Origin of the sequence: Rosenbergiella nectarea, from assembly GCF_900111105.1 — a bacterium.
In the GTDB taxonomy this organism is placed as follows: domain Bacteria; phylum Pseudomonadota; class Gammaproteobacteria; order Enterobacterales; family Enterobacteriaceae; genus Rosenbergiella; species Rosenbergiella nectarea.
This window is the reverse complement of the sequence record NZ_FOGC01000001.1, coordinates 114,027-127,726: the sequence shown is the minus strand read 5'-3', so window position 1 is coordinate 127,726 and position 13,700 is coordinate 114,027. Positions and strand designations below refer to the sequence as shown.

13 protein-coding genes and 1 tRNA gene are annotated in these 13,700 nt (G+C 47.3%); 7 read left to right on the top strand and 7 right to left on the bottom strand.

Annotated features, from left to right (window positions below; all coding sequences use genetic code 11):
• The 5 genes from arnA to BMX14_RS00605 are packed head-to-tail and all read left to right on the top strand — an operon-like array spanning position 1 to position 5,218.
• Positions 1 to 1,983 carry a bifunctional UDP-4-amino-4-deoxy-L-arabinose formyltransferase/UDP-glucuronic acid oxidase ArnA gene (gene arnA / locus BMX14_RS00625; RefSeq protein ID WP_092671252.1) on the top strand — a complete coding sequence of 661 codons (1,983 nt, stop codon included), beginning with the start codon at positions 1 to 3 and terminating at the stop codon, positions 1,981 to 1,983.
• Between the two features lies 1 nt (position 1,984).
• On the top strand, positions 1,985 to 2,887 hold the full coding sequence (arnD, locus tag BMX14_RS00620) for a 4-deoxy-4-formamido-L-arabinose-phosphoundecaprenol deformylase (RefSeq protein WP_092671249.1): 903 nt from the start codon (positions 1,985 to 1,987) through the stop codon (positions 2,885 to 2,887).
• Positions 2,884 to 4,530, top strand: a complete 1,647-nt coding sequence (gene arnT, locus BMX14_RS00615) for a lipid IV(A) 4-amino-4-deoxy-L-arabinosyltransferase (protein WP_092671246.1) — start codon at positions 2,884 to 2,886, stop codon at positions 4,528 to 4,530. The genes arnD and arnT overlap by 4 nt, the downstream gene beginning before the upstream one ends.
• Positions 4,527 to 4,853 (top strand): EamA family transporter, encoded by a 327-nt coding sequence (locus BMX14_RS00610; RefSeq protein WP_092671243.1) that lies wholly within the window; start codon positions 4,527 to 4,529, stop codon positions 4,851 to 4,853. Before arnT ends, BMX14_RS00610 begins: the two co-directional genes overlap by 4 nt.
• Complete coding sequence (locus tag BMX14_RS00605; protein ID WP_092671240.1) at positions 4,850 to 5,218, top strand: DMT family transporter; 369 nt, start codon at positions 4,850 to 4,852, stop codon at positions 5,216 to 5,218. The genes BMX14_RS00610 and BMX14_RS00605 overlap by 4 nt, the downstream gene beginning before the upstream one ends.
• 151 nt (positions 5,219 to 5,369) lie before the next feature.
• Here BMX14_RS00605 and BMX14_RS00600 read toward each other — a convergent pair.
• The 6 genes from BMX14_RS00600 to rlmE form a co-directional block, all read right to left on the bottom strand.
• Positions 5,370 to 5,456 (bottom strand) — tRNA-Leu (locus tag BMX14_RS00600).
• 27 nt (positions 5,457 to 5,483) lie between these two features.
• The gene (gene secG, locus BMX14_RS00595; RefSeq protein WP_092671237.1) at positions 5,484 to 5,819 is read right to left on the bottom strand and encodes a preprotein translocase subunit SecG; all 336 of its coding nucleotides are present in this window, start codon (positions 5,817 to 5,819) and stop codon (positions 5,484 to 5,486) included.
• A 250-nt stretch (positions 5,820 to 6,069) separates the two neighbouring features.
• On the bottom strand, positions 6,070 to 7,404 hold the full coding sequence (gene glmM, locus BMX14_RS00590; RefSeq protein WP_092671234.1) for a phosphoglucosamine mutase: 1,335 nt from the start codon (positions 7,402 to 7,404) through the stop codon (positions 6,070 to 6,072).
• 3 nt (positions 7,405 to 7,407) lie between these two features.
• Positions 7,408 to 8,241: a dihydropteroate synthase gene (gene folP, locus BMX14_RS00585; RefSeq protein ID WP_092671231.1), complete on the bottom strand. Its 834-nt coding sequence runs from the start codon at positions 8,239 to 8,241 to the stop codon at positions 7,408 to 7,410.
• 107 nt (positions 8,242 to 8,348) lie between these two features.
• A complete protein-coding gene (ftsH, locus tag BMX14_RS00580; protein WP_092671228.1) occupies positions 8,349 to 10,259 on the bottom strand; it encodes an ATP-dependent zinc metalloprotease FtsH in 1,911 nt (636 codons plus the stop codon).
• A 56-nt stretch (positions 10,260 to 10,315) separates the two neighbouring features.
• Positions 10,316 to 10,945 carry a 23S rRNA (uridine(2552)-2'-O)-methyltransferase RlmE gene (gene rlmE, locus BMX14_RS00575; protein ID WP_092671225.1) on the bottom strand — a complete coding sequence of 210 codons (630 nt, stop codon included), beginning with the start codon at positions 10,943 to 10,945 and terminating at the stop codon, positions 10,316 to 10,318.
• 125 nt (positions 10,946 to 11,070) lie between these two features.
• Here rlmE and yhbY point away from each other — a divergent pair, with 125 nt between their 5' ends.
• On the top strand, positions 11,071 to 11,364 hold the full coding sequence (gene yhbY, locus BMX14_RS00570) for a ribosome assembly RNA-binding protein YhbY (protein ID WP_062812063.1): 294 nt from the start codon (positions 11,071 to 11,073) through the stop codon (positions 11,362 to 11,364).
• Between the two features lie 155 nt (positions 11,365 to 11,519).
• On the opposite strand, the gene greA is transcribed toward yhbY, so the two are convergent.
• Positions 11,520 to 11,996, bottom strand: a complete 477-nt coding sequence (greA, locus tag BMX14_RS00565; protein WP_092671222.1) for a transcription elongation factor GreA — start codon at positions 11,994 to 11,996, stop codon at positions 11,520 to 11,522.
• Between the two features lie 240 nt (positions 11,997 to 12,236).
• On the opposite strand from greA, the gene dacB reads away from it, so the two are divergent.
• Positions 12,237 to 13,670, top strand: a complete 1,434-nt coding sequence (gene dacB, locus BMX14_RS00560; protein ID WP_092671219.1) for a serine-type D-Ala-D-Ala carboxypeptidase — start codon at positions 12,237 to 12,239, stop codon at positions 13,668 to 13,670.
• The last annotated feature ends 30 nt before the right edge of the window (positions 13,671 to 13,700 follow it).

Below are 13,700 nucleotides of genomic sequence, written 5' to 3'. Positions count from 1 at the left end.
ATGAAAGCTATCGTTTTTGCCTATCACGATATCGGCTACACGGGGATAATTTCTTTACTCTCAGCCGGAATAACTATCGAAGCTATATTTACACATACTGATAAACCTGATGAAGTCATCTTTTATCGTTCCGTAGCAAAATTAGCGGCGGAGAAAGGCATTCCAATTTATGCACCAGAAAATGTTAACCACCCCTTATGGGTTGAAAAAATAAAAAAAATTGACGCTGATATTATTTTTTCATTTTATTACCGCCAACTTATTAGTAAGTCGATTATCGATAGTGTGCCGGCCGGTGCATTGAACCTGCACGGGTCATTGCTGCCAAAATATCGAGGCTGTGCCCCGCTGAATTGGGCGATAGCAAACGGTGAGACAGAGACAGGCATGACACTTCATCGTATGGTAGAGCGGGCTGATGCTGGAGATATCATTGCTCAACATCGCATACCGATTGATGAGAATGACACTGCCCTGACGCTCCATCATAAATTATGTTTGTTGGCACAAACACTTTTACAGCAAGTCTTACCCTCCCTTATTCAAGGGACTATAGCTTCAACCCCACAAGATGAGTCGCTGGCGACGTATTACCGCCGAAGAAACAAACAGGATGGACGACTTAACTGGTACAGCTCTGCCGATGAATTGCATAATTTAGTGAGAGCGGTGACGCAACCATGGCCCGGTGCATGGAGTTATTCAGGAAACCAACCCTTTGTTATTTGGCAGTCTAAGGTCTGTCAGATGACTCATCAATCAACGCCCGGTACCGTACTATCCCTCTCACCGCTTCGCATTGCCTGCCAACAAAATGCCCTTGATATTATTACTGGTCAGACACCGCAAGGGCTTTATATGCAAGGCCCTCAGTTAGCCGAACATCTAGGTTTAGTCGTGGGTGCTCGTTTACACCTTGCCCCACCTGAAAAAAAGAAGGGGCTTACGAAAGTCCTGATTTTGGGTGTGAATGGTTTTATTGGTAATCATCTTACAGAGCGCCTATTGGCAGAGAGTCACTATGAAGTATACGGCTTAGATATCGGTTCTGAAGCAATCGAACGTTTTCTTGACTCCCCTCGCTTCCATTTTGTTGAAGGCGATATCAGTATCCACTCTGAGTGGATTGAATACCATATAAAGAAATGCGATATCATTTTACCCTTAGTCGCTATCGCGACGCCCATTGAATATACCCGTAATCCGCTGCGTGTCTTTGAGCTCGATTTTGAAGAAAACTTGAAGATTATTCGCCATTGCGTCAAATATCAAAAACGCGTTATCTTCCCATCGACCTCGGAAGTCTACGGTATGTGTACTGATGAGGAATTCAACGAAAACCATTCTCCGCTAGTGGTTGGACCCATTAATAAACAACGTTGGATCTATTCAGTCTCAAAACAGCTATTGGATAGAGTGATCTGGGCTTATGGTGATAAACATGGATTGCAATTTACACTATTTCGACCCTTTAACTGGATGGGGCCTCGCCTAGATAGCCTCGATGCAGCGCGTATTGGAAGTTCACGGGCCATCACTCAATTGATTCTCAATCTGGTCGAAGGAACCCCGATAAAGCTTATCGAGGGTGGAAACCAAAAACGCTGTTTCACGGATATCGACGATGGAATTTCTGCCTTATTTCGGATTATTGAGAATAAAGATAAGGCGTGTGATAGAAAAATTATTAATATCGGTAATCCACATAATGAGGCCAGCATACGCCAGCTGGCACAGATGCTATTAACCTCCTTCGAAAAACATCCTTTACGCCGCCATTTCCCACCTTTTGCAGGGTTTAAAGCGGTTGAAAGCCGGCAATATTATGGCGACGGTTATCAAGATGTTGAACACCGAAAGCCAAGCATTGCTAACGCGCAACGTTATCTTGACTGGCAACCTTCTATTCCCTTAACACAAACGATCGAACGCACGCTGGACTTTTTTCTCCGCTCCGTGGTCACCGGCGAAGGCGAGGAATGAGATGAAACGTGTCGGACTACGCATCGATGTCGATACACTCCGCGGCACACAACACGGAGTACCTTCTCTCCTTAATAACTTGGCTCAACATCACTGTACCGCGAGTTTCTTTTTTAGTGTCGGTCCGGACAACATGGGCCGACATCTGTGGCGGCTCATCAAACCGGCTTTTTTAGTGAAAATGATCCGTTCTCGCGCCGCGACACTCTATGGTTGGGACATTCTCTTAGCAGGAACTTGCTGGCCGGGAAAAAAAATTGGCCGACGGTGCGAAACGATTATTCAAGATGCAGCAAGGGATCATGAGATCGGCTTACACGCTTGGGATCACTATGCTTGGCAAACGCAGGTCGAAACGTGGAGTGAAGACCAATTATGTGAACAATTCGCCACAGGCTTAAACGAACTTTCTCGCATCATTGGCCGGCCCGTTGATTGTTCTGCCGCACCGGGCTGGCGGGCAGATCAACGCGTTATTGAGTTCCAACAACGGTTTGGATTGCGCTACCACAGTGATTGCCGAGGAACGGAGATTTTTCTCCCCAAACTTTCTTCATCCGCGTTAGCAACGGTACAAATTCCTGTGACATTACCGACATGGGATGAAGTCGTCGGACCGCGAGTCCCTGCAAAAACCTTTAATCGCTATTTGCTTGATGCTCTTCATCAGGCTAAAGGCGATCCGGTCTACACTATCCACGCTGAAGTGGAGGGTCTTGTCGCAGCAAATACCTTCGCGCAACTCTTACAAATGGCTGCTGATGAAGGTATTCAGTTCTGCCCTCTTGGTGAATTACTCGCCCATAAACCAGCTCCTCTGCCGATAGGATCCATTATCCGCCAGACAATCCCAGGACGAGAAGGCTGGGTTGGCCATCAACACTTTACGGATCAGACATTATGAGTCGCCGTCATTCTTCACTGCTATTCCTCTTAGCGATGGTCGTTCTCTATTACATCCTACCCATTAATGGCCGCTTACTTTGGCAGCCTGATGAAACACGTTACGCCGAGATAAGTCGTGAAATGTTGGCGACAGGGCGCTGGGCGGTACCGTATTTTCTTGATATCCGTTATTTCGAGAAGCCGGTTTTAGGATATTGGGTAAATAATATCGGCCAATGGGTGTTCGGTGAGAGCCCTTTTGCCGTGAGGTTCGGGTCTATCGCCTCAACATTACTTACCAGCTTGCTTCTCGCACGCTTTGCTTGGTCTTTATGGCGCAGTCGCCTAGCCGCCTATTTAACGGCATTAATCCATCTGACGTTTTTCATTGTCTACGGGATCGGTACCTACGCCGTACTCGACCCGATTGTTTCCCTTTGCCTCGTTGCCGCAATGGTGAGCTGTTGGCACGCTTACCAAGCACCCAACCACAGCAAGAAAATCTTTTACTATGCCCTATTAGGCGTCTGTTGTGGATTAGGCGTCATGACCAAAGGATTTATTGCCCTCGCGGTGCCTGGGGTCAGCGTTGTTGTTTGGTTACTGTTTGCCCAGCGTCGGGCCGAGGTCATACTCTATAGTTTTCTCGCTATGTTAGGTTGTTTGCTGACGTTATTGCCTTGGGCCATCACTATTGCTCAGCGAGAACCTGACTTTTGGCACTACTTCTTTTGGGTCGAGCATATTCAACGCTTCGCTCAGAGCAACGCCCAACATAATGCTCCTTTCTGGTATTACTTTCCGTGGCTTATTGCCGGCTCGCTACCCTGGCTAGGTCTACTACCCGGTGCTTTAGTACATGGGTGGCAGCATCGACGCCATGAGGCCGGATATCTCTTAGCCTGGACGCTTATGCCATTACTCTTTTTTAGCCTAGCGAATGGGAAGCTACTCACCTATATACTGCCCTGTTTCGCTCCCTTGGCACTCTTAATGGCGCGCTATCTTCAGGAAAGTATTGAGAGTGGGCGGGCGAGTATCAGAGCCACTGCATGGATTAATATTCTGTTTGCAAGCTTAGTCATTATTGCAATCATGGTTGCCTCACCTTGGGGGCTGCTCAAAAAACCCTTTTGGACAGATTCTGAGTCTTTAAAATGCCAAATTGCTCTACTCGCTTTTACTGTCTGGCTCCTCTGTGCTTGCTTGTCCCTGAAATACTTACGCATTTGTTGGACACTCATCGCCTGCTGTCCATTGGGTGTGGCGCTCACCTTTGGGATGATCATTCCAACCTCTATCTCACTCACCAAAACACCACAACTCTTTCTGCAACAGCATATCGATGCACTCCAATCGAGCCAATTTATTTTGAGTAACGATGTCGGGATTGCCGCCGGAATTGCCTGGCAGTTGAAACGCAGTGATGTGATGATGTTAAAAAATCGTGGAGAGTTGGCTTACGGCCTCAGTTACCCTGATGCACAGCATAAATTTGTTTCATTAGCCGATTTTCCAGCTTGGCTCGCGGCGCATCGTACCGCTGGAACAGTTTCACTTTTCCTTAAAGTTGAAAATAATCAGCCTCATCAATCCTTACCTGCTGCCGACCAGGTTATACAGCAAGGAAGGATAATGTTAATACAGTATCTTCCGCAATGACGGTCTGGTGGCAACTACTCATAACCAGCCTACTAAGCGGCATCGCGCAGTTATGCCAAAAACAAGCGGCATTAAGTGAACATCGTCGCAATTTTTACTTATGGATGCTAATCGCGTTAGGGCTATTAGCCCTCGCGATGCTGTGCTGGCTACAGGTATTACGAACCTTACCCGTTGGGATTGCTTACCCTTTGTTGAGTCTTAATTATTTATGGGTCGCGATACTTTCACGCTTACTTTGGGGTGAGCCTATTCTTCAACAACAATACCTAGGGATCTTTTCAATCATTTTAGGAACCTTGTTATTAGGGGGGGCATATTGAAAAAGTACCAATGGGTGATAGCCAGTATTGTATTCGTCACTGTGGCTCAACTACTCTTGCGCTTAGCCATGCAGGGTGATTCAACTCTGTTTTCTTTCACATGGCTTACCAGTGGCGCGGTTGAAATATACTATCTGTTACTGGGTTTAATCAGTTATGTTTTATCGTTGTTCAGTTGGGTCCAAGCATTACGCCATCTCTCTCTTTCCCATGCTTATCCACTGCTCAGTATCAGCTATATCTTGGTATGGGCTTCCTCGTTTTTTCTTCCCAGCGAACAACAGCTATTAAGTTGGCAAGCGGTGTTAGGACTTGGGTTTATTGTGAGTGGAGTATGTTTAATTGTCTCAGTAAGACCTAAATAAAGTCCGCTGGATAATGAAGGGAACGGGCGTCAGTAAGGGCTGCGGCAGTCGGCCCTTAAAAGTAAACACTCAGATTTAGAATGTAAATACGGAGAGTAGCTGTCGGCCAGAAACAAAAAAAGACGCTATTAAGCGTCTTTTTTCTCAAGATTGGTACCGAGGACGGGACTTGAACCCGTAAGCCCTATTGGGCACTACCACCTCAAGGTAGCGTGTCTACCAATTCCACCACCACGGCACTGCTGATACTTGCAATCAGTTGGCGTTACTGCGGGATATCACTTGCTGGCGAAGAGGTTTTCGCTGGCTGTTGAGTTTGCTCAGACTTAGCTGGGGCACTCAGATTATCCCACTCACTGCCTTTATGTGTTTTATTACTGTTTAGATTACCAAGCACCAGGCTAATAATGAAAAACAGCGCAGCAAGAATACCGGTCATACGAGTCAGGAAATTACCTGAACCGCTTGAACCAAATAATGTTCCAGAGGCACCTGCACCGAAAGATGCTCCCATATCAGCGCCTTTACCTTGCTGTAACATCACCATAGCGATTAATGCAATAGCGACTAGCAGGAAAATAACTAAAAGAGCTTCGTACATAATTAACCTGTTTCCTTGTACATAATCGTACATTTAAAACGCATCTACCTTCGTGAGGAAAGAACTCCCCAGAAGTGGATGTGAATACTAACCAAAGGTAACGCACTCTGCAAGTGCAATTTTCGTTGCTGGCTTTGATCGCGGAAAAAAGCAGCAACCCCGATTTAAGGCTGTCCAAATTAAGCGGCAAAAGCCTCTCTACATATTGGAATACCGGACCATCGACCGCTTTCCGCGATAAGAACACGCGTTATAAACGCTTTACGATCTCCGCGATAGACTGGGCCAATTCTGTCACTTCCCCTTTGTTCTCCCCTTCAACCATCACGCGAATTAAAGGTTCAGTGCCAGATTTGCGTAATAAAACCCGACCACGGCCAGCCAGTTGCTGCTCAGCCTGGTGCAACGCCGCTAACACATCAGGATGTTGAAGCGGATCACTGTCCGCTGAGAAACGTACATTGACCAAGACTTGTGGCAACAGCTTCATTCCGCTGCATAAATCGTGAAGAGATAGCTTGTTCCCCACCACCGCCGTTAACACTTGTAAACCTGCGATAATACCGTCACCGGTAGTCGTTTTGTCGAGTAGAATAACATGCCCAGAATTCTCGGCCCCGACGAACCACCCGCGTTCTTTTAGTTTTTCCAACACATAGCGGTCACCGACTTTCGCGCGCTCAAAGGGGATGCCTAACTGCTTCAGCGCTAACTCCAGCCCCATATTACTCATCAGTGTGCCAACGACCCCACCGCGTAGATTCCCTTGTCGTAAACGCTCGCGCGCGATGATATAGAGAATTTGATCGCCATCAACCGCCTGACCAAGATGGTCAACCATCATGATACGATCACCGTCGCCGTCGAGAGCAATACCGAGATCGGCCTTTTCAGCTAACACTCGCTTTTGAAGTTGACCTAAATCGGTCGCCCCGCACTCTTTATTGATGTTCATTCCATTTGGCGAGGCACCAATCGTAATCACCTCAGCACCAAGCTCTCGAAGGACATCCGGCGCAATGTGGTAAGTCGCACCGTTCGCACAGTCGACAACGATTTTTAAGCGATTTAAGCTAAGCTCGCTGGGAAAAGTCCCCTTACAGAATTCGATATACCGTCCTGCTGCATCAACAATTCGGCTCGCTCTTCCCAGTTCGGCAGAGGGTACACAGGTGATTTCTTTCTCAATTTCCGCTTCGATCGCAGCTTCAACATCGTCTGGGAGCTTCGTACCCTCGGTCGAAAAGAATTTTATCCCATTATCATCAAATGGGTTATGAGAGGCTGATATCACCACACCTGCTTCAGCGCGGAATGTTCGCGTTAAATAGGCAATCGCTGGGGTCGGCATGGGGCCCGTGAAGGCAGCCGATAATCCGGCAGCGGCCAAGCCGGCTTCTAAAGCCGATTCGAGCATATAACCCGATATACGGGTATCTTTCCCGATAATAACTTTTTTGGAACCTTGCCCGGCAAGCACTTTACCTGCAGCCCAGCCTAATTTTAAGACAAAATCAGGCGTTATCGGCGATTCGCCAACCTTTCCGCGAATACCATCGGTACCAAAATATTTACGTTCACTCATGGATTATCCTTTTGCTCTAAGAGTCGCTTCGACCACGCGTATCGCTTCAACGCTTTCTTTAACATCATGCACTCGAATGATTTGTGCTCCCTGCATCGCGGCGATGACTGCACAGGCCAGACTACCACTCAATCGCTGAGTTGGCCCGACATTAAGGAGTTGACCAATCATAGACTTTCGAGACATTCCCACTAATAACGGCAGATCAAAATGATGAAAATGGCCTAGATTAGCCAATAGCTCATAATTATGTTGGAGATTTTTACCAAATCCGAAACCTGGATCGAGCAGAATATTTTCCCGACGTATTCCCGTAGCCACACAGCGCTCGATTTCGGTGGCTAAGAAGCCATCAACTTCGGTCATAATCTGCTGATAGCTCGGGCTATTCTGCATCGATTTCGGCTCGCCCTGCATATGCATTAGGCAGACAGGTAGATCAACTTCAGCTGCGGCTTCACGCGCACCGGGTTCATTTAATGAGCGGATATCGTTGATCAAGTGGGCACCTGCTGAGGCAGCGGCACGAATGACCTCCGATTTAGAGGTATCCACCGAAATCCACACTTCGAATCGTTGAGATAATGCTTCCACTACAGGGATAACGCGCGCTAGTTCGTCTTCTACCGACACTTCGTCGGCACCAGGTCGAGTAGATTCGCCACCAATATCGAGGATAGTTGCACCGGCAATCACCATTTCATTAGCATGAGTAATCGCATCGATCAGCGTTTTATGGCGGCCACCATCGGAAAAGGAGTCTGGGGTCATATTTAAGATTCCCATGATATGGGGAAAAGAGAGATCTAACTCACTCCCTCTGGCGCGCAATTTCATTCGGTATCCTCTTTTACGCTCTATCGATATGGTACAAAAAAAAAGCCCCGCATTAGCGGGGCTTTATTGTAGCGCGAACTGGCACTATTTATCGAATGATTCAGACATTACATTGGGTTGCCTGGATCATTATTCTCTGGTGCATCGACAGGGCGAGCTGCTTGCGGCGGCGCGACAGACTCTTCTTCTTTCACTGCCGGTTCAGTCCAACCTGCTGGAGCACGAACTTCTCTACGCGCCATCAAATCATCAATTTGTGGGGCATCGATGGTTTCATACTTCATCAGAGCATCTTTCATCGTATGTAGGATGTCGATGTTCTCATTTAACAGCTGGCGAGCGCGTTGGTAGTTACTATCGATCAAGTGTTTGATTTCTTGGTCAATGATACGCGCGGTTTCGTCGGACATATGTTTTGCTTTGGCTACAGAACGACCTAGGAACACTTCACCTTCTTCTTCCGCGTACAGCAGAGGACCTAACTTCTCAGAGAAGCCCCACTGGGTAACCATATTACGTGCGAGGTTAGTCGCCACTTTAATATCGTTAGAAGCGCCAGTAGACACTTTTTCTGGGCCGTAGATAATCTCTTCAGCTAAACGTCCGCCGTATAGCGTCGAAATTTGACTTTCTAATTTCTGACGGCTTGCACTGATTGCATCACCTTCAGGTAAGAAGAATGTCACCCCCAACGCACGTCCACGCGGGATAATTGTCACCTTATGGACTGGATCATGTTCCGGTACTAAGCGACCAATAATCGCGTGTCCTGCTTCGTGGTAAGCCGTTGACTCTTTTTGCGCTTCCGTCATGACCATTGAACGGCGCTCTGCACCCATCATGATCTTGTCTTTAGCCTTCTCGAACTCAACCATCGAGACAACACGTTGGTTGCTACGCGCAGCAAACAGTGCCGCTTCATTGACGAGGTTTGCTAAATCTGCACCGGAGAAGCCTGGCGTACCACGAGCGATGATCGCTGAATCAATATCTGTCGCCAAAGGAACGCGACGCATATGCACTTTCAGGATTTGCTCACGGCCACGGACGTCTGGTAACCCGACGACAACTTGACGGTCAAAACGGCCTGGGCGAAGCAACGCAGGGTCAAGAACGTCAGGGCGGTTAGTCGCCGCAATAACGATGATCCCTTCATTACCTTCAAAACCATCCATCTCAACAAGCATTTGGTTCAACGTTTGCTCACGTTCATCATGACCACCGCCTAACCCAGCGCCACGTTGACGGCCAACCGCATCAATCTCATCAATGAAGATGATACAAGGCGCAGACTTCTTCGCTTGTTCGAACATGTCACGGACACGTGATGCGCCGACACCGACAAACATTTCAACGAAGTCTGAACCGGAAATAGTAAAGAATGGGACTTTCGCTTCACCCGCAATGGCTTTAGCCAGTAGCGTTTTACCGGTACCAGGAGGGCCTACCATCAAGACGCCCTTAGGAATTTTTCCGCCTAGCTTTTGGAAACGCGAAGGTTCACGGAGGTATTCCACCAGCTCGCTGACTTCTTCTTTCGCTTCGTCACAGCCAGCGACATCGGCAAAAGTAGTTTTAATCTGATCTTCCGTCAACATACGAGCTTTGCTCTTACCGAAAGACATGGCACCTTTGCCGCCGCCCCCCTGCATTTGACGCATAAAGAAGATCCATACGCCGATCAGCAGCAACATTGGGAACCAAGAAATAAAGATAGAGGTCAGCAGACTTTGACCTTCTGGTGGTTCACCAACAACTTTTACCTTCTTAGATAAAAGGTTTTGCAGTAATTGCGGGTCATTGACAGGAATATACGTAGTGTATTTATTGCTATCGTTAGTGGTTACGTTAATCTCACGCCCATTAATACGCGCCTCGCGAATCTGGTTTTGATTCACTTCTGTCACGAAAGTTGAATAATCGACTTTCTTGCCATTTGACTCGCTGGGCCCAAAGCTTTGGAATACAGTCATCAGCACAACGGCAATGACTAACCAAAGAATTAGGTTTTTCGCCATGTCACTCAAGGGATTAACCTCTTATTTACAACGATGTTAACAGAAAGCGTAGGGAGCTATACTTTGCGCCCAGTCGCTACAATGTACACTTCGCGAGAACGTGAACGCGAAGCGTCTGGCTTACGAACTTTTACTTTCGTAAATAAGGAGCGGATTTCGCGTAGGTAATCATCAAAACCATCTCCCTGGAACACCTTTACTACAAAACTACCACCTGGTGCCAACACATCGCGACACATTTCAAGTGCGAGTTCTACGAGATACATCGCGCGAGGAATATCCACCGCGGGAGTGCCACTCATATTTGGTGCCATATCTGACATTACTACCTGCACCTTACCGTCACCGACACGATCGAGCAACGCTTTTAGTACAGCTTCTTCTCTGAAGTCACCTTGAAGAAAGTCTACACCAACAATTGGATCCATTGGCAAAAGATCACATGCGATAATTCGGCCGCTTGCTCCGATCTGCTCAACCACATACTGTGACCAACCACCCGGTGCTGCACCTAAGTCGACTACCGTCATGCCGGGTTTGAACAGACGATCACCTTGTTGGATCTCATCCAGTTTAAACCATGCTCGTGAACGTAGACCTTTTTTTTGTGCTTGTTGCACGTATTTATCGCTAAAGTGTTCCTGTAACCAGCGGCTTGAGCTGGCTGAACGCTTCTTTCCCGTCATACTTTTTCCAACATTTTTGTATCGCAGCGATAAATCATTACGCAAAATGCTGCGTTGATTTGGCGATATACTAGAGATGGCGGTACAATGACCTGTTTTCAATCCCTGAGTAAGTAAATAATACGATGAATCTAAGTACTAAACAAAAACAGCACCTAAAAGGTCTCGCTCATCCACTGAAGCCAGTCGTGATGTTAGGCAACAATGGATTAACCGAAGGTGTTCTCGCTGAACTTGATCAAGCTTTAGAGCATCATGAACTGATCAAAGTAAAAATCGCGACTGAAGACCGTGAAACCAAAGCTTTGATTGTGGCAGCAATTGTTCGTGAAACTTCAGCGGCTGAAGTCCAGGTTATCGGTAAAACACTGGTGCTCTATCGTCCTTCTAAAGAAAAGAAAATTTCTTTACCGCGTTAATTCTGGAAGAAAATATCACTATTTTACCTCCAGTTAAAAGGCTGTTTTACAGCCTTTTTCTTTTCTTAAGATATATTAGCACGGTTAATCCGACTTGCGGCACCGAAATGGCGAAAAGCCCATTCCTTGAGTAACATATCGTCGTATTCTGATGATTAGAAGTACTCGACCTTAATCACTTCATATTCAACATCACCCCCTGGTGTTTTCACGACGGTGACATCATCGACTTCCTTCCCAATTAATCCCCGCGCCATCGGCGAGTTTACCGAGATCAGATTTTGCTTAAAATCAGCTTCGTCATCACCCACTATGCGATAGGTTGCTTCTTCTTCCGAATGGGTATTATAAACGGTCACTGTGGCCCCAAAAATGACGCGACCCGTCGCCGCCATTTTGGTCACATCAATGATCTGCGCATTAGATAATTTTGCTTCAATCTCTTGAATACGCCCTTCACAAAAACCTTGCTCTTCGCGTGCAGCGTGATATTCGGCATTTTCCTTTAAATCCCCGTGCTCTCTCGCATCCGCGATAGAGGCGATGATACGAGGACGCTTAACATTTTTAAGCTCATTAAGCTCTTCACGCAGCTGTTCTGCGCCGCGAAGTGTCATAGGAATCTGGCTCATTGTGTACTCCTCATTAATCTGTTATTCAGTCAATCATCCTGATTCGATACCAGCTTAATCGAATAAGCTGCACTTAAATTTGAAACAAAACAACCCCGCCTCAGATAGTTTGCTATCCAAGACGAGTGAATTTTTCAGTTTGATACATATTTTACCCGAGAGTTCCGCCCGGATCATCGTTTACTTTGCCCCTCAAGGGGACGTAGTATTGCGGACTCCACTGTTAACGACGCCGAGATTATGCGACTTTCAAGACTTATTACAGCACTTACCCTTGCGGTAACGCTTCAAGCCTCCGCAACGCCTGTCGAGGATTATACCCAATACCTTCCTGATGGTACCAATCTCGCGTTCATGGCGCAAAGGGTAGGCGATACTACACCGATAGTCGATTATCACGGAAAACAAATGGCACTGCCTGCCAGCACGATGAAAGTGTTCACTGCACTGGCAGCACTGTTAGAGCTTGGCAAAGATTTTCGCTTCCAGACAACCTTTGAAAGTCACCAAAAAATCGCCGGTGATACCTTACAAGGTGATTTAATCGCACGCTTTGGTGGCGATCCCACTTTTACGCGTCAGGACTTACGTAATATGGTCGCACAGCTCAAACAAAAGGGCGTTACCCATATTCAAGGTAACTTAGTCATCGATACCTCGGTCTTCGCGAGCCACGATATGGCACCCGGCTGGCCATGGAATGATTTAACGCAATGCTTTAGCGCGCCACCGGCAGCGGCTATTGTCGATAAAAATTGTTTCTCCATCTCCCTTTATAGTGCGAAAACGCCAGGAGAAAATGCGTTTATCCGTATCGCGTCTTACTATCCTGCCCATATGTATAGTGAGGTGAAAACGCTAGGCCCTAACTCAGGCGAAGCGCAATATTGTGAGCTTGACGTAAATCCTGGGGAATTAAATCGCTATACCTTGACTGGGTGCCTACGTCAGCGCAATGATCCTTTGCCTCTTGCCTTCGCCGTACAAGATGGCGCCGCGTGGGCTGGGGAGATTTTACGTGATGAGTTACGCAAAGCCGATATCGACTATCGCGGCCATTTAGTCCGACAAACGCAACCCAGTGAACCCGGTACTGTATTGGCGATCGAACAATCCGCCCCACTCCATAGCCTATTACATACGATGTTGAAGAAGTCAGATAATATGATCGCCGATACCGTTTTCCGAACTATCGGCCACCATTATTTCAACGTGCCGGGTACATTCCGCGCAGGATCGGATGCCGTACGCCGTATCCTTCGTGAGAAAGCGGGCGTGGATATGGGAAATACGATTCAAGTTGATGGTTCAGGATTGTCACGCCACGATTTGGTTACACCAGACACCATGATGCAAGCCCTACAGTTTATTGCTAAGAATGACAGCAGCCTCGATTTTATAAGCATGCTTCCTTTAGCGGGTTATGATGGCACCTTACAATATCGTGGGGGATTGCACGAAGCGGGGGTCGATGGAAAGCTTTCCGCGAAAACCGGATCGCTGCAGGGAGTGTATAACTTGGCGGGCTTCTTAACGACGTCACGCGGAACGCGTATCGCCTTCGTACAATATCTTTCAGGGTATGCGGTGCCGCCTGAAGACCAGCGGACTCGACGCGTACCCCTCGTCCGGTTTGAGAGTCGGCTTTATAGTGATTTGTATCGCAATTACTAACCAAAAAAACCCGCTTGCGCGGGTTTTTTA